Source organism: Clostridioides sp. ES-W-0016-02 (assembly GCF_020641035.1).
GTDB lineage: Bacteria > Bacillota > Clostridia > Peptostreptococcales > Peptostreptococcaceae > Clostridioides.
Genome location: NZ_CP061361.1, coordinates 1,401,436 through 1,419,205, shown reverse-complemented (window position 1 = coordinate 1,419,205; position 17,770 = coordinate 1,401,436). Strand labels below are relative to the sequence as shown.

Genomic DNA, 17,770 nt, shown 5'->3' with positions numbered 1-17,770 from the left:
TTCATCAATTTAATTGTTTTCTATTGGCAATATCAACCTAGATGGATATTTTCCTCCATGATAAATTGCATTTTTTGCTTTTATATACTCAATACTATTATAACTATCTTCAGTGTTACTATTTTGGAATATAAAGTTTTTCGCACTAGATGTTATATCTAACCTAATTCTATGCCCAGTTTTAAATGTATTTGATATTTTTGAAGTTGTTATTGTAAACTTATAAATTTCTCCTTCTTCCATAAATTCTGACTTGTAAAAACTATTTCTGAATCTAGCACTTAGTATACCATCAGCTAATTTAATTGAGTTTCCATCTAAATCCACATCCATAATTTTTATAACCCAATCAGTATCTTTTGCCGAACTTGATGCAAAAAATTCCAACTTTATATCACCTGTTATAGTAAATTCTTCACTAAAAGCATCTGATGTGTAGCACAACATATCACTTCTTTTCTCCAAATCTTTATAATTATTTGGAACTCCCACTTCATTTTCTGACATATCAATCAACTGTATTGAAGGGTCTTTTGGATTATATATGTAACTATCATAATTTTCTTTTGAACATTCTTCAAAAGATAGTTTTCCATCTCCTAAAGATGTATTAGCATTTCCACCACTTATTAAATAGATACTTTTATCTATTTTATTTGCTATTGGCCAATTATCTGCCATCTTCCATTCATTCGAACCTACTGAATAATACTCTATTGGAGCAGTCTTATCTATATCATTTTCTACTCCTTTTAAGTATTTATCAAACCATAATAGATAGTTATAGTCTACATCATATCTCAATGAATTATCTCCAAAAGGAATATCATTTATATCCCTTATCGTGTTTGAATTATGCATCCATGGACCTAATATAGCCTTTCTCTTTCCTCTTTCATAATTTTTTATTACATCCAAAGCTTCTGTAGTACCCATACCATTATCATCATACCATCCAGATATGACTAATGCAGGCACATTTATTTTATCTTTTTTTAGATGCCAATCCATCCTATCCCAATATTCATCCTTTTCTACTCTTTTTATCCACTCTTCTAAAAATTCTATTCTATATCCAAGTGCTTCAATAGGTATATTTTGTATCGGTCTTATATTTAAAACATCATCCCAGTCATCTCTTAGCATTTTACTTCTATCGACTTTACTTCTTGATACCATAAATGCCCATGCAAGCATTCCAGATACAAAAGCTCCACCTTTTCTTGGTATGTCAATGAAAGGACTACCTGCTGTAACTATACTAATTAAAGCTTTTAGGTGTTTGTTTCCTGAAGATGCAGCTGCCCATTGAACATAACCAAGATATGAGGCTCCCATCATTCCAACAACTTCATTTGACCAGTCTTGTGCTACTATCCAATTTATAGTACTATCTCCATCTTCTCTTTCATAAATCATAGGCTCCCACTTACCTTCTGATTCATTTCTTCCCCTGACATCTTGTATTACAACAGCATATCCCCTTTGTACATACTTATAATATATTTCTTTGTCATTTTCTTTTCCATATGGAGTTCTCATAAGAATTGTAGGTACTTTTTTAGTAGAGTCTTCAAACTTAGGAAGATATACATCTGTAGAAAGTTTTATTCCATCTTTCATATCAATCATATAATTTCCATCAAATTTTATAGGATATATCGCTTCATTCTTATGTGTTTTCTTCCACTCTTTTAATATCGTATAATCCTCATATTCATCCATAATTAGTATAGTACAAGTTTCCCTGGACAAGCATATAAAACCAACTATTTTATTATCCAAAACAATTACATCTAAAGGAAATTTTTTATTTCTTTGAACCCAGATATAGTCATTAAACTTAGAATATGTTTCTCCTAACTCATTTACAACCATACTTTTATCTGTGTTTATTAAGCTATTACTATAAACATTAAAGTTTTCAAATAAGAAGTTTAAATCTATTTTTGTAAGATTTAAATAATATATTCCTTCATCTTTATTCATAGGTTTTATTTCTTCTATTTCATTTGTAAAAGGATTTAATTTTTCAATAAGTAATGTTTCATCAAATACTACATTACCACTATACAAACCAGATATATATAACTTAAACTTTTTCAATAAAATTCACCTCCTAGAGACCAAGAACCATTTTTATTGCATATGCCACCGATATACCTGCATAATTTCCTAATACTCCACCAATTACCCCCATCACTACAGCTACACTTACAAGCGAATTCCATTTTGCTGAAGCGGCTACTAAAGCTGACGTTGGACCATCAGCAATTGCTCCAACTATAGAAAGTATTACATATTGATACTTTATCTTTAACATTCTAGTTACAAATAGATGGAAGACAAATGAAGCAAAGATTATGCTAAAGCAATAAAATGTTATAGTAAAAGTTGAACCTAAAAATTCTTTTATATCTACTGAAAATCCTATTGTACATAAAAAGAATAATGCAACAAACAATCCTAAATCTAAATTCCCCTTTAATTTTTTTACTGGTTTTAATTGAGCAATTATAATTGAAATTGTTGTAACTAAAAGAATTCTTGCTGCACTGCTAAAGCTTGAACTAAAATATCCTGAAAGAATTGTTGCAACCTCTGTAACAACAAAGCCTATAGCCAGCATCCAAGCGATATCTTTTATGCTCCACTCTTTTGATTCCATAAATTCTTCATTCTGGCAATCTTCTAACTCTGATTCTTCTAAATGATATGGCCAAAACTTTTGAAACTTCTTAGAATTTTTTAATATTGCTGGAAGTGCAAACATAAATATTAATGTTGGAACTCCAATTACATAATCAGCTGCATTCGCTGCTGCTAGAGTTTGTCTACTTACATTAAGACCTGTTCCAATAGCTGTAAGATTAGCACTTCCTCCAGTATATGTACCTACAAACATCCCTGCAACTTTCCATCCTTCTGATATTTCACCTGCAAATACCAATCCAAATAAAAACGCCATTATACTTACTGTCAATACTGCCACAAAAATTGCTATTAAAGGCTCTCTTGATAGCTTTGTCATTTCTTTTAAATCAACACTCATCAACATTATAGTCATAGAAACTGGTATAGCATATGTAGAAATAGTTCCATACAATTCTGTACTTACTGGAACTACCTTTAAATTTGAAAGTATTATTCCCATTATGATTATTGTAAGTGCTGGTCCTAGACTCTTAGTTACTTTATATTTTTGTAAGTAAAATCCAAATGCAACCATAGCTGTCATTATTGCAAGTATACTACCTGTACTTGAAAAAAGTGTATTCATATTTAACCCCCTAATTTCATCATAAGTTTACTTCTATTCCTAAACCTGGTTTGTCGATAAGATTCATAATATCTCCATCCATTTCAAATCCTCCAGATATACTTTCTAACTCTTCACAAAACATAAAACTATCAAGGTCAGCTTCTGTTATATTCTTCTTAGATGCTATTAAATTTGCTGCTGCTGTTATACCAATCCTTGTCTCAAGCATACATCCTAACATACAATTAACCCCACTTGCTTCAGCTATATTATTGATTTTTATTGCAGGGTAAATTCCACCAGATTTCATTAACTTGATATTAAATGTATCAACTGCATTTTTCTTTATAGCTTTAATTGCATCTATTGGTGAATGTAATGACTCATCTATCATAATCTTAGTATTACTCTTATTTCTTATGTAAGCAGTTCCATCTAAATCCCAATGTGGAAGTGCTTGTTCAATCGCATCAACGCCAAATTCTTCTAGTTTTTTGATAGTATTTATGCTACTATTTACATTCCAGCCTTGATTTGCATCTATTCTAATTCTTATATTATCTCCAACAGCTTCTCTAATTAATTTTACAGCTTCAATATCTTCTTCAGGTCTTATTCCAGCTTTAAGTTTCAATATTCTAAAACCTTCTCTAACTCTTCCCAGTGCTTCTTCTGCCATTTTCTCTGGTTTATCTATACCTATAGTTACATCTGTTTGAATTTTGTTATCATATCCTCCAAGAACTTTATAAAGAGGTACATTCATAATTTTACCTTTAAGGTCATACAAAGCTATATCAATTGCTGCTTTGGCAGAAGTATTACCTATTATGATTCCATCCATAATTGTATGTATAGTTTCAATATCTAATGGGTCTTTACCTATAAGTTCCTTTTTAAACATGATTAATATAGAAATTACAGTATCTAAAACTTCACCTGTAACTGCTGCAAGAGGAGCAGCTTCTCCAAATCCACAGTAACCTTCATCAGTCTCAATTTTTAAGATTATGCTCTCTCCATATTCAATTGTTCCAAACGAAACTACAACAGGCTTTCTTAATTTGATTCTTAATTTTTCAAATTTAATATCTGTTATTTTCATGTTAACCTCCTCATTTTTTGAAGTAATAATTTAATTTTTTTATTTTTATACTTCAAATTATATTATTACTTCAATGTATCTGTCAATATAATTTACTGAAAATTTAATTTTTTCTAAAATATCCTACAATAATACCTTTAAAATTAATAATCCTATATTAAATTTTTCTGCATTATATTAATTCATCAACAATTTATTTTTATAAGATTTTATTTGCACCCCACTAATTGCTAATTCTTAAAATCTTCCATTCATCTTTCTTGCTACTACTTCTATGTTATGCTATAATTACTTTGTTTTAATCGAATATTTTGTATAAATTTTATTATTTGGAGGTTCTTATGCTAGGGGAAAAGATGAGAAATATAAGAAAAAACAAGAAAAAAACACTAAGTGATGTTTCCAAATTGACAGACTTATCTATAAGTTATATATCTCAAATCGAAAGAGATGCTATTGAACCATCCCTGTCTTCATTAAGAAAAATCGCTGAAGTTTTAGATACTCCTTTATATATGTTTATGGATGATAATAACACGGATGATTTAGTCATCAGAAAAGAAGATAGAGTTATGATGAAGTTTCCAAAAAGTGAAATGTTTTATGAGATAGTATCTCCAATGCCAACAGCTGATTTTGCACCTTCAATCTTATTTTTAGAATTTGAACTTAAACCAGAAAGTGAAGATACTAAAGACTATATCTCTCATGCATCAGAAGAAGTGGTTGTATTGACAAGTGGTATAGTTGATATTTGTATAGGTGAAAATATAGTAAGATTAAATCCTGGAGATTCAACATTTATAAAAGCTAATACTCCTCATAAAATTATCAATCCAAGTAAAGATAAACCAGCTCGTGGATATGGTGTTATATCACCTCCCATTTGGCCAATAAAGTCCAAGTAAATATCTACAATACAATTGTTTAATATGTAAAATGTTTTAATACATAAAACCAAAACGTAAGCTCTTTTAAAATTAATGTATTTACTCAAATAAAAATAGCTATTTGACTAATTCAAACCATTTTAATAATGGCAAATAGTAAATAGCTATTTCTAAATTGTACTTTAAATTGTAACAAAAATTAATATTAATTAAATTTAAATTAAACCGCTATATCGTTTAATACTTTGGCTTTAACAACTCTTATATTTTTCATACTTTTATATATATCTTGAATCTTATCTTCTTGTTCTTTCAATAATCTATGAGCTTCATATATATCTACAAACTCAAACTTTACTACATCATTTGGCTTTGCTTGTGCTAACTTACACAAATCTACACTTATAACATTTCCTATTTTAGTATAACCACCACTAGTTTGTCTATCTGATAACATTATGATAGGTTTCCCGTGTCCAGGTACTTGTATAGCTCCATAAGAAATACCATCAGATATAATATCTGCTCCATTAATATGCTTTATACTATCTCCTTCTAATCTACAACCCATTCTATCTATTTCATTTGTAACTTTATATTCATTTAATAGAAATTTTTCTACTTCCTCTTTAGAAAAAGCATCAAATTGAGGTCCTTTTACTATTCTTAGTACTATTTCTGAACTATAATTTGGAATGTATTTTGAATTTAATTTTTTGTTTATTGTAAAATCTTTTTCTTGAGCAAAAGTATTTATATAATCACCTTTTTTAAGTGCTCTACCTTCAAATCCACCAATCTTAGCTCTTGTATAAGTTGATTTACTTCCCATTGCAAGTGGAACATCTATTCCACCAGCTATTGATACATATGCCCTAGCCCCTGAGTTTACACCTCTAAATGATAATATGTCACCAGGATTTATTTGATATGACCTCCAATTTTGAATCTCTTTTCCATTTATTCTAGCTCCTAAATCTCCACCAGTTACTGCTATTTGTGTATATTCATCAAAGGTAATTGTAGGACCTAACATTAGAACCTCCAAAGAAGCTTCATCTTCAGAGTTTCCAACTAATATATTTCCCACTCTATGTGCATATTCGTCCATTGCTCCACACCCAGATACACCATATTGTCCATATCCAACTCTACCTCTGTCTTGTATTAATGTTTGGAAACCTCCTAATTCTACTTTAAATCCCATATATACCACTCCCTGTATTATCACTATTTTTAAACACTTAAATTATTTTTTTCAATTTCTATAAATTCATCTAAAGTTATTGGAACAAACTTTATAAAATCTCCAGCTCGAAGTAAAATTTGTTCTTCTCTATTTTCGTCATATAGTTTTAAAGGTGTTCTACCAATTATTTGCCATCCACCAGGGCTATCTATAGGATATACACCTGTCTGAGAACCAGCTATTCCCACACTTCCACCATAAATTTTAGTTCTTGGTACTTCTAATCTAGGTGTAGCTATTCTTTCATCCATTCCACCTAAATATGGAAATCCAGGAGTAAATCCCAACATATATATTAAATACTCTCTGTCTGTGTGTATATTTATGACTTCATCTACAGTCAGATTATTGTAACTTGCAACAGTTTCAATATCTATACCAAATACCTTATCGTAACATACTGGAATTTCATGTATTTTAGGTTTTGGCAGCTCTATACTTTCTAAATTATTTTCTATTTTTTTTAAGCTTTCAATTAAACTATCAAAATCTATTTTCAAGGGATTGTAGCTTATCATAAGTGACCTATATGTTGGCACCATTTCTGTAACAATACCTTTAAGATTTGATATTTCTATCGCTCTCATAAACGAAATTACTTTTTTATTTATATCTTCCGATATTTCATTTCCAAATTCAGCAACTACTGCTTTGTCTCCTGATAGCAAGTATCTAGTTTCCATAAATGTCACCTCTTTTAAATTAAGCAAATAAAGTACTCAGGCTACTAAGAGAAGTTATCCCTGCATAAGCAGATATTAAAACTACTATTAATCCAAATATCAAAAGCCATGTAGGATGTTTATAATCACCAACAATATCTTTTCTCTTAGATGCTATAAGCATTATTCCTAAAGTTATTGGAAGTATTAAACCATTTAAAGCTCCTGCTAAAATTAATAAAGTTGCTGGCTTTCCTATAAACGCCATTATAAGTGTTGATATAGCTATAAATGCTATTATAAAATACTTTTCATTTTTTGCTATGAAAGGATTTAGCGTCTTTAAGAAAGAAACTGATGTATAAGCAGCTCCTATAACTGATGTAATTGCAGCAGACCATAATACAAGCCCAAAGAATTTATATCCTATCGCTCCTGCACTAAATTTAAAAGCTGAAGCTGCTGGATTTTCTGGGTCAAGTTGAATCCCTTTTGAAACCACTGCTAATATTGCTAAAAATAAAAGTACCCTCATCATAGTTGCAACTAATATCCCTAAAAGAGATGATTTAGTTATTTCTTTTATATTTTCTTCACCTGTTATTCCACCATCTATTAATCTATGTCCTCCAGCGAATGTTATATATCCTCCAACACTTCCTCCAAGTAGAGTTATTATTGGAAATATCAGTGTCTTTGGATTTTCTGGTTTTACCATTCTATAAACTGCTTCTCCAACAGGAGGATGATTTGATATTGCTACATATCCAACTATAATTATCATACCTAATGCTAAAAACTTAGTTATCTTATCTACTAAAGAATTTGAATTTTTTGACATAAATACAAATATTGCTATTAATCCACTTAATACAGTTCCTAATGTCATATTCATATTAAACATTACATTCATACCAAGTGCAGCTCCACCAACATTTCCTATATTAAAAGCTAATCCACCAAGGCCTACTAAAAAGGCTACTAGGTAACCTAAGCCAGGTACTATTTTATTTGCTATATCTTGACCTCTAAGACCTGATACACCAATTACTCTCCATACATTCACTTGAGCTCCTATAAAAAGGATAGTTGTAATTAGTACTACAAATGAAAAACTTGGCCCAAAATCTTGAGTAAACTGTGCTGTCTGAGTTAAAAATCCTGGCCCAATTGCTGATGTTGCCATTATAAATGCGGCCCCTATAAGTGCCCCAACGTCTTTTTTACCTTTTTCGTTATCTGTAATATTTTTTGTACTCATATTTTATTTCCCCCTCATATTATCAGTCTTACAATGTGTCCTCTGATGAACAAACTTCCATATTTTCTAATGGACAAACTTCTATACTTTCTAATTCAAAACGTTTTCTTATTTCTTTAACAAACTCTATTGCTTTTGGATTGTCTCCATGCACACATATAGAGTCCGCTTTAATATGTATAATTTCGCCAGTTATAGTTTCCACTGTTCCTTCTTTTACCATCTTAACAACTCTATCTATTGCAGTTTTTGTATCATGTATAACGGCTCCCTCTACATTTCTTGGAACCAAAAATCCGTTGCTATCATAGGCTCTATCTGCAAATACTTCATTTGCAAACTTAAGTCCAACCTCTTTAGCTGAATTTATCATTTCACTATTATATAACCCTAACAATGTAATATCTTTATTAACTTCATATATAGCTTCACAAATCGCCATAGCTAAATTTTTATCTTTTGCAGCCATATTATATAAAGCTCCATGTGGCTTTACATGCTGTATATTACATTCATTTGAAGTTGCAAATGCCATTAATGCTCCTAATTGATACTTTGTATAATCTTTAGCTTCTTGTTTTGTTATTTTCATCTCACGTCTTCCAAATCCTATTAAATCTAAAAACCCTGGATGTGCTCCTATTTTAACTCCATTTTCTTTAGCGAGTTTTACTGTTTTATCCATATGGCTAGGATCTCCTGCATGAAATCCACAGGCTATATTAGCTGATGAAATATATTTTAAGACTTCTTCATCTAAACCAATCTTATATGTTCCAAAACTTTCTCCTAAATCGCTATTTAAATCTACTTTATACAATTTATGACCCCCCTTGCTAACATTTTGATAGAATAAGTAGTTTTAATTTTTAAATTTTGTTTATTATATATATTGCATGAAATATTTTATTACTTGTATGCAATCTATTTTTTCAACTATTTTAATACATTTAATTAATATAATTTTACCATTTAAGGAATTTTTTTGCAATTAATTTAAATCGACATTCATTTGTACTTCTTTTTCAAAAACATTTTTCCCATTTTTTAGTTAATAATTAATTATTTATAGATGAATTATAGCTTTTAACTTTCATTTTTAAAGCATTTTTCAATTTTAATAACTTTGTATGCAAGACAGAAGTGTTTTTTTTCATTCATTTGTTTATTTCATCTATATAATTATCTATTTTTGTCCATAGAATGTCTTTACATTCCCTTAAATACTTCATTTCATACTTTGAATGGAAAAATTTAAATATGTATACTAAATGCATGTTAAAATATTATTTTAAAAAGACGACAATATTTGTACATAATGTAGACATATAAATTTATAAATTATACAATAGTATTATTAAGATTATATATTTTTTAACATAAATTTTATATTGGAGGAAAAACAATGGAAAAAAACTATACTATGCCGATATACCAAAAGATAGCTTTGGATATTGCAAATAAAATATATACAGGTGAAATACAGGAAGATTCAGTATTGTTTGGACGCTCTGTTTTGGCTGGTAAATACAATGTATCACCAGAAACTATAAGAAGAGCTGTTAAAATTTTAGAAGATATTGGCGTTGTTAAAAGCATAAAAGGTAAAGGTGTTATTGTACTATCACCAGACAAAGCTTCTTCTTTTATAAAAAAATATAGAGACATTACAAATATATCATCATATAAATCAACACTTTACAATTTAATAGATACTAAATCAAATCTAGAAAATGAAATCTTAGATACTATAAATAAAATTATAGATTATTCTAATAGACTAGAAATAATAAACCCCTTAGTGCCCGTTCAGTTCACAATAAATTCTAATTGTAAGTACATTGGCCAAACAGCTGCACAAACTAAGTTTTGGCAAAATACAGGCGCTACAATTGTTGCAATCAAAAGAGGTGAGGAACTTATAATCTCTCCTGGTCCATATATTGAATTTTTAGAGGGAGATATTCTTTTGGTTGTTGGAGACCAGCATATTTATAATTCTATACCAATGTTTTTATACGAAAATGAAAAATAGATTATACTATTTGGTTACAACTATGCAGAAATATAAATTTGAGAATAAAAAAGTAAAAATAAAAAAGTAGAGCTTTACAAAGCCCTACTTTTAAGTTTAAACACATCTAACCTTTAAATTTCTGACTCATCTTCTTTTTCCCAACTTAAAGCTCTTGATACAGCTTTCTTCCAACCTTTATATAATCGACGTCTCTTCTCTTCACTCATATTTGGATTAAACTCTTTTTCGACTGACCATTTTGATGTAATTTCATTTCTTCCAATATAGAATCCTACACACAATCCTGCTAAATAAGCAGCCCCCAAAGCTGTAGTTTCTACTATTTTAGGCCTATCTATATCTACATTTAGTATATCTGACTGGAATTGCATTAAGAAATTATTATTACTGGCTCCTCCATCAACCTTTAATGACTTTAATTTTAATTTTGAATCATGTTGCATTGCTTCCAATATATCCTTTGTCTGGTATGCAATTGATTCCAATGTCGCTCTAATTATATGCTCTTTTTTTGCACCTCTTGTAAGACCCAATATTGAACCTCTAGCATACATATCCCAATATGGAGCACCAAGACCTGTAAATGCAGGTACTACATACACACCATTAGTATCTTCTACTCTATTTGCATAAAATTCACTGTCGCTTGCAGATTCAATCATTTTAAGTTCATCTCTAAGCCATTGGATAGATGCTCCACCAATAAATATACTTCCTTCCAATGCATAAGTTACTTTTCCATCAACACCCCAAGCAATCGTTGTAAGCAAACCATGTTTAGATTTAACTATATTGCTACCCGTGTTCATAAGTAAGAAGCAACCTGTTCCATAAGTATTCTTTGCAGTACCTTCTTCAATACAATGTTGACCAAATAAGGCTGCTTGCTGGTCTCCTGCACATCCAGCAATAGGTATTTTAGCCCCTGATAACATACGCTCATCTGTATGCCCATAGACATAGCTAGAAGGTTTTACTACTGGCAACATACTTATTGGTATATCTAATTCTCGTAATATATCTTTATCCCATTCTAAGTTATTTATATTGTACATCATTGTTCTAGATGCATTTGAATAATCTGTTATATGTACTTTCCCACGTGTTAAGTTCCATATTAACCATGTATCTATAGTACCAAATAACAATTCGCCTTGTTCTGCTTTTTCTTTAGCACCTTCTACATTATCTAGTATCCACTTTATCTTTGTTGCTGAAAAATATGCATCTATCAAAAGACCAGTTTTTTCCTTTATTGATTCCTCTAATCCTTTACTTTTGAGTACATCACAGATTTCTGATGTTCTTCTACATTGCCATACTATCGCGTTATAAATCGGTTTCCCAGTATACCTACTCCAAACAATGGTCGTCTCTCTTTGATTAGTTATACCTATTGAAGCAATTTCTTCTGGTCTTATACCTGCTGTTTCTATTACCTCTCTCATTACCCCACTTTGTGAACCCCATATTTCCATAGGGTCATGTTCTACCCAGCCAGCTTTTGGATAAATCTGTTTAAATTCCTTTTGCGCAATTTTTACTATTTCGCCTTTTTTATTAAATAATATAGCTCTTGAACTAGTTGTCCCTTGGTCTAGTGCCATTACATATTTCTTTTCCATTATTTTATTCTCCTTATCATATAATAATATTATTAACTTATTAAAAAGAAAAATCTAATATTACATAATTTTAGTACATATTACTGCTTAAATATAAAAAATATAAATCTAATTAGATTAAATGCTTATATAATAAGGCATCTATTTTACGCCATATCTATATATTAATATTATACATTATAGCTTGCATATTGATTAATAAATTTTAAAGGTTTATAATAAACAGTGTTCATAATAATTTTAATGAAAGAGGTGGTCATATGCCTAAGATTTTAGAAAATGTAAAGGAAGATATACTAAAAGTGTCTCGAGATATGATTTTGGAAGAAGATTACTCAAATATTAGCATAAGAAAAATAGCCCAAAGGTGTGGTATAAGTGCAGGTACAGTGTATAATTACTTCAAATCAAAACAAGAAATAATAGAATATATTATAAAATCAGAATGGGATTTATTGATAAGGCGAATTGAATACTCTAATAAAAATAGTAATAATTACATTGAAAAACTAAATATTATCTTTACAGAAATAAGAAATTTTATAAACAAAGTTCATAATATTCAATATGACGATTTTTTAGATACTTTTGAAATGAAAAGATTTATCGAAATGAAAAAACAAAAAAATGATTTTCATGAGCAACTTTCAAATAAAGTATATGAAGCTTTACAACAAGAAGATTTCTTTAATAATGATAAATTAGTATGTAATATCATAATCAAAATGTTTTTTTCATACTCAACCTATCTTCATATAGAATTTGAAGATTTAAATCCGTATATTGAAAAATTAATACATTAAGGTGGTGTTTACCTTGAATTCTAATACTAGTGTTCAAAGCAAAGATAATAATCCAAAGTTATTTTTAGTACTCACTCTTTATCTTTTAGGTATATTTATGGGAGCTATTGATACTGGAATAGTATCACCAGCAAGAACAATTATACAAAATAGCCTAGGTGTAAATGAAAAAACAGGAATTTGGATGATTACTATATATACACTAACATATGCATCTGTAATCCCTATTTCTGGTAAATTAGCAGACAAAATAGGAAGAAAATATGTATATTTAGTTAGTATATTTCTATTTGGTAGTGGCTCATTAATCTGTGGATTATCATCATTATTTTCCAACTTTTACATTTTACTAATTGGCCGTGTTATACAAGCTATTGGTGGAGGCGGAATTATGCCAATTGCTACAGCAGAATTTGGAACCACTTTCCCAGAAAACAAAAGAGGTATGGCTTTAGGTTTAGTTGGAGCAACTTATGGTATAGCAAATATTTTAGGTTCAAGTATAGGTAGTACAATACTAAGTATATTTGGAACTCAAAATTGGAAGTGGTTGTTTTTTGTTAACCTTCCAATATGCTTGGTTATAATTATTGGAGGAATACTATGTATTAAAAATAATAAGTCTACATCTACAGAGAAAATTGATAAATTAGGAACATTAATGTTGATATGTATAATAGTATCTTTGTTATATGGTCTTATGAATATAGACTTTTTTAATTTTAAAAATTCTCTACAAGATACATCAGTTTATCCTTATTTATTGACATTTATAATACTTATACCTATTTTTATATTTGTTGAAAATAAAGCTAAAGACCCTATTTTGAATTTCGAATATTTTTTGAATCCAAGAATACTAATAGTACTCATTTTATCTTTAATTGTTGGTATTGGAATGATGGGTATGGTATTTGTTCCACAATATGCTGAAAATGCATTAAAAATAAATGCTGGTTCTGGTGGATATTTTGTTGCTATATTAGGATTATTTGCAGGTATTGCTGCTCCTTTGAGCGGAAAACTTATTGATAAGTTTGGCGCAAAAAAGATACTGTTACTTGGATTTTCAGTATCTATGATAGGCTCTCTTTATCTGATTTTAATTGCACTAAAAACCAATACAGTATTTAGTGTATGTGTAAGTCTTATATTTATGGGATTAGGAATGGGATTTACTATGGGAACACCTTTAAATTACATGATGCTTTCAAATACAAAAATAGAAGAATCTAATTCTGCACTTGCAACACTGTCTCTGATACGTTCAATTGGAACTTCAATTTCACCTGCAATAATGATTGGATTTATAGCACATGCGGGATTATCTGTACAGGATAATATTATGGATATAGTTGGTAAACCATCAACACCTAAAATAGTTCAACTTGAAGAACTTGAAACTATGATAGATGATTTAAAGTCAGACCCAGAAATGGCTAAGAATTTGAAAAATATTTCTATACCAAACATGAACGATTCATCAAGTATTAATATGGATATGACAGATGGCAAACTCCCAAAATACTTACTAGACAAAGTTCAATCAGCAGATACAACCAATATTACCAACATCACAAAAGAAATATCAACAACAATGTTTGATGAAAAAGTTCCTTCTGTAATTACGAAAATAGAATTAAATGTCCAAAAAGGAATAGATGGTACTCAAAGTGGAATAAATGGTATTGAAGAAGGTGAAAACAAACTAAACAGTGGCATCAAAGGAATTCAAACTGGTATTGACAATATGATAAAAGCTAGAACTGGTATTAATCAAGGAATAGCTGGAATAAAAAAAGGTATCGCTGGCACTGATAAAGGCATAAAAGGTATGGAACAAGGTATAAAAAAACAAGATAAAGCTATAAATGAAATGACACTTGCTTATAATAAAATACCTACAATACCACAGGGTACTACTCCTTCTGATAATGAAAATTCATCAAATAATCAAGAGCAAAATAACACTAGTAATTCTGACTCAAACAGTAATAAAAATGATTCTACAGAAAATAAAAATAACAATTCTAGTGAAAATAAACAAAATTTAAATGAAAAAAAAGAAGCTCTAAATTCTCAAATACAACAACTAAAAAAAGCAAGAGCTGAGTTAAACACCAAATTGCAAAAAACTAAATCTCAAAGAAAAGAATTAAGTAAAAAACTTAAAAACATAGAATCTCAAAAGAAAGAACTTCAGAGAAAATTAAATGATTCCATAAATAAAAAACAAGACATGGAAAAAGGTTTTGACACAATGGAACAACAGAAAAAATCGCTTCAATTAGTTCTAGCAAAAACACAGGAATTAAAAGATGAAATACCAAAAGCTTTTAATAAGTCAAAACTAGATTATATAAATTCTATAGAAAACAATAAAACAAAAATAGAAAATACACTACAATCTACTCTAAATTTAGGATTTAGACAGATGTATATAACAGTTTTTTGTGTAAATTTACTTGCATTCATAGTATTGTTATTCTATAAAGAAAACAAAACTAGATAAACAAATCCAATAGTATTATATTGTAAGCCTATATTATATTTTAAACATTTGAAATTCTTTATCTTTAACTAATATAAACTACAGTATAATACTATTCTCTTTCTAATATCTATCCTTAATATAATTTATATATATTCTTCATTATTAGAAAATTATATTTTCATACCCAAGTATACTTTAAAAGTAATCTATAAAATATATTATTGAAACTATTTTATTTTCAATATCTACTTTTGTCTATTAAAAGATATCTATAAATCAAAATAAACCATATATTTTCAATTATAATATGTTAAAATCATAGTATGAGTATATTAATTTAAGCAAAATGTCATTCAGACTTTATTTTAGTAATTTTATAGAAGAAAAGGAATATACCTCGATTTTTAATGTCATTTGGACTTCATTTATAAAAAGAAAGGAGTGTGTTTCATGGATACTTTAGGAAAAAGAATTGCTTATTTGAGAAACTCCAGAAAACTTACCCAGCGTAAACTTATGGATATTTTAAAATTTGAAAACTTAGGTAAGTTTGAAACTGGAGGTAGAAAGCCTAATTGCGATATATTAATGTCAATAGCTGATTATTTTGATGTTAGCACTGACTGGCTTCTATATGGAAAAGAAAAAGTAAACTCCAATAATAGTGTTAAAGAAAATAAGGAAGATTATTTGTATAATCTACATGTAACTGATGATGAAATGATGGTATTAAACCTCTATAGGCAATTGAATGAACGTGATAAAATAAAAATAGAAGGAATGCTAGAGTTTAAGATATCTGAATATAAAGAATTAGAAAAACATTCTCCTACTGAGGATAACGATAAACCAGTTTAAACATACATAATTTGATACGAATTTACATCATTTGTAGAGATTCTTTTTTTGTGATAAATTGGCAACTAAAATATGGATATTAAATTGCTCAAATAAACTATGATTTAATTACAAATACATTTATTGTAGCTGAATTAACATATCCATATTTTAGTTTATATGTTTTTTATATGTTTTTAAAAATATTCTATATCACTATGTAATTCTTTCTATCCCTAATTAATATATTACTTACGTCTTTAATTCTTCCAACATCTTTTTATATACAATTGTACATCCTTCGTAATTTTCCTCTTTAAGAAGGATTGAGCATGAAGTAGAATATTTAGTTAAAATATCCAATTTTTCCATGTTTAAACTTCGTACACCATTGAGAGCTGTAATAAAATCATCAATTGCTCTACAGCACTCTATTACTCCATCTGAATCTAATTTACACATAAGAATATGTCCCTTCTTCATATATTAGTTATTAATATTAATCTTCTTCTGAGTATTCTATATTAAGCAATTGATAAATTGATGATTTATATTTTTTTCCTGTCCTTCTGCCATTTAAAATAGCTGACAAATAGTTTTCATTAACACCGACTTTTTTTGCTAATTCCCTTTGAGTCATGTTTAATTCAATAAGCCTTTGCTTGACCTGTATTCCCAAAAAAGGTATCCATTTTTTTCGAGTATCCATTTAATCAAGTTCCCTTTCTAAATAATTTATATTTATTTTTATTATTAAACTTATACACCTCCCTCTGTTTAGTATATTTTTTAAATATGTACAAATATTAAGTACATGAATTTATTTAATACTAAATAAGATTTTTTGATTACTTTGTGCTAAAATTAGGATGTAATTTCGTATCATTAAATTAATTATAAAGTCATTTTGACCTTAAAATTGCAACTATCTATATTTTAAAAAGTCTTTCTGACATTAATTGAATGGAGAGTGTTTATGGATACTTTAGGAGAAAGAATTGTTTATTTAAGAAAAACAAAGAACCTTAAGCAATATGAATTAGAAGAAATGTTAAACTGTGATAATTTGAGTAAATTTGAAAGAAATATTAGAAAACCAAATTATGAGATATTAAAATCCATAGCTGATATATTTAATGTTTCTGTAGACTGGCTATTAAATGGAGATAATATATCACAAGAATCAAATTTAATTTGCGATTCCTCACCAAACTATCCATTTAATAGCATCAGTTCTAATGAAATAAAACTTTTAAAAAATTTTAGAAAACTAAGTGATTATGATAGAGCAAAAATAGAAGGTATGATTGAATTAAAACTTCATGAATATGAAAAAGAGAAAGATTTTGAAAAAACTGAGTATGATAAAAATAAAGATAAAAAATAGATAAATAATTTTTATGTTGCTTTTGATACGATTTTACATCATTTCTTTGCTCTAATATTTTTATTTCATTTATTTTCTTTTTTATAGTTTTATGATAAAATAATTAGTATATTTTGCTTTACTTGAATGTAATTATTTATACAAAAGTCAAACATAA

General features: G+C 28.6%; 16 protein-coding genes. 6 read left to right on the top strand and 10 right to left on the bottom strand.

Annotation, left to right across the window (positions count from 1 at the left end; all coding sequences use genetic code 11):
* Window positions 1–9 precede the first annotated feature (9 nt).
* The 3 genes from IC758_RS06890 to IC758_RS06880 are packed head-to-tail and all read right to left on the bottom strand — an operon-like array spanning window position 10 to window position 4,367.
* Window positions 10–2,106, bottom strand: coding sequence for a CocE/NonD family hydrolase (locus IC758_RS06890; protein WP_227834618.1), 2,097 nt, complete (start codon window positions 2,104–2,106; stop codon window positions 10–12).
* 13 nt (window positions 2,107–2,119) lie between these two features.
* On the bottom strand, window positions 2,120–3,280 hold the full coding sequence (locus IC758_RS06885) for a DUF819 domain-containing protein (protein ID WP_227434294.1): 1,161 nt from the start codon (window positions 3,278–3,280) through the stop codon (window positions 2,120–2,122).
* A gap of 19 nt (window positions 3,281–3,299) precedes the next feature.
* Complete coding sequence (locus IC758_RS06880) at window positions 3,300–4,367, bottom strand: mandelate racemase/muconate lactonizing enzyme family protein (protein WP_227434293.1); 1,068 nt, start codon at window positions 4,365–4,367, stop codon at window positions 3,300–3,302.
* Window positions 4,368–4,708: 341 nt separating this feature from the next.
* Between IC758_RS06880 and IC758_RS06875 the strand changes: the two genes are divergently transcribed.
* Window positions 4,709–5,275 carry a helix-turn-helix domain-containing protein gene (locus tag IC758_RS06875; RefSeq protein WP_227434292.1) on the top strand — a complete coding sequence of 189 codons (567 nt, stop codon included), beginning with the start codon at window positions 4,709–4,711 and terminating at the stop codon, window positions 5,273–5,275.
* 202 nt (window positions 5,276–5,477) lie between these two features.
* Here IC758_RS06875 and IC758_RS06870 read toward each other — a convergent pair whose 3' ends face one another.
* From IC758_RS06870 to IC758_RS06855, 4 genes are read right to left on the bottom strand one after another with little or no spacing between them, the layout of a single operon-like run.
* Window positions 5,478–6,464, bottom strand: a complete 987-nt coding sequence (locus IC758_RS06870) for a biotin-dependent carboxyltransferase family protein (RefSeq protein WP_227831189.1) — start codon at window positions 6,462–6,464, stop codon at window positions 5,478–5,480.
* 29 nt (window positions 6,465–6,493) lie between these two features.
* Window positions 6,494–7,189 (bottom strand): 5-oxoprolinase subunit PxpB, encoded by a 696-nt coding sequence (pxpB, locus tag IC758_RS06865; RefSeq protein ID WP_227434290.1) that lies wholly within the window; start codon window positions 7,187–7,189, stop codon window positions 6,494–6,496.
* Window positions 7,190–7,208: 19 nt separating this feature from the next.
* Window positions 7,209–8,429 carry an NRAMP family divalent metal transporter gene (locus IC758_RS06860; protein ID WP_227434289.1) on the bottom strand — a complete coding sequence of 407 codons (1,221 nt, stop codon included), beginning with the start codon at window positions 8,427–8,429 and terminating at the stop codon, window positions 7,209–7,211.
* A 28-nt stretch (window positions 8,430–8,457) separates the two neighbouring features.
* Window positions 8,458–9,249: a LamB/YcsF family protein gene (locus IC758_RS06855; protein ID WP_227434288.1), complete on the bottom strand. Its 792-nt coding sequence runs from the start codon at window positions 9,247–9,249 to the stop codon at window positions 8,458–8,460.
* 585 nt (window positions 9,250–9,834) lie between these two features.
* Between IC758_RS06855 and IC758_RS06850 the strand changes: the two genes are divergently transcribed.
* Window positions 9,835–10,464, top strand: coding sequence for a TrkA C-terminal domain-containing protein (locus IC758_RS06850; RefSeq protein ID WP_227434287.1), 630 nt, complete (start codon window positions 9,835–9,837; stop codon window positions 10,462–10,464).
* A 113-nt stretch (window positions 10,465–10,577) separates the two neighbouring features.
* Here IC758_RS06850 and glpK read toward each other — a convergent pair whose 3' ends face one another.
* Complete coding sequence (glpK, locus tag IC758_RS06845; RefSeq protein ID WP_227860835.1) at window positions 10,578–12,092, bottom strand: glycerol kinase GlpK; 1,515 nt, start codon at window positions 12,090–12,092, stop codon at window positions 10,578–10,580.
* A gap of 260 nt (window positions 12,093–12,352) precedes the next feature.
* Between glpK and IC758_RS06840 the strand changes: the two genes are divergently transcribed.
* The 3 genes from IC758_RS06840 (at window position 12,353) to IC758_RS06830 (ending at window position 16,247) form a co-directional block, all read left to right on the top strand.
* The gene (locus IC758_RS06840; protein WP_227434285.1) at window positions 12,353–12,895 is read left to right on the top strand and encodes a TetR/AcrR family transcriptional regulator; all 543 of its coding nucleotides are present in this window, start codon (window positions 12,353–12,355) and stop codon (window positions 12,893–12,895) included.
* 4 nt (window positions 12,896–12,899) lie between these two features.
* Window positions 12,900–15,407 (top strand): MFS transporter, encoded by a 2,508-nt coding sequence (locus tag IC758_RS06835; protein ID WP_227834621.1) that lies wholly within the window; start codon window positions 12,900–12,902, stop codon window positions 15,405–15,407.
* Between the two features lie 432 nt (window positions 15,408–15,839).
* The gene (locus IC758_RS06830; RefSeq protein WP_227434283.1) at window positions 15,840–16,247 is read left to right on the top strand and encodes a helix-turn-helix domain-containing protein; all 408 of its coding nucleotides are present in this window, start codon (window positions 15,840–15,842) and stop codon (window positions 16,245–16,247) included.
* Window positions 16,248–16,478: 231 nt separating this feature from the next.
* Here the strand turns inward: IC758_RS06830 and IC758_RS06825 are convergent, their stop codons facing one another.
* Window positions 16,479–16,688: a hypothetical protein gene (locus IC758_RS06825; RefSeq protein ID WP_227434282.1), complete on the bottom strand. Its 210-nt coding sequence runs from the start codon at window positions 16,686–16,688 to the stop codon at window positions 16,479–16,481.
* A 37-nt stretch (window positions 16,689–16,725) separates the two neighbouring features.
* Window positions 16,726–16,935 carry a helix-turn-helix transcriptional regulator gene (locus tag IC758_RS06820; protein WP_227434281.1) on the bottom strand — a complete coding sequence of 70 codons (210 nt, stop codon included), beginning with the start codon at window positions 16,933–16,935 and terminating at the stop codon, window positions 16,726–16,728.
* Between the two features lie 267 nt (window positions 16,936–17,202).
* Here IC758_RS06820 and IC758_RS06815 point away from each other — a divergent pair, with 267 nt between their 5' ends.
* Window positions 17,203–17,613 carry a helix-turn-helix domain-containing protein gene (locus IC758_RS06815; RefSeq protein ID WP_227434280.1) on the top strand — a complete coding sequence of 137 codons (411 nt, stop codon included), beginning with the start codon at window positions 17,203–17,205 and terminating at the stop codon, window positions 17,611–17,613.
* The last annotated feature ends 157 nt before the right edge of the window (window positions 17,614–17,770 follow it).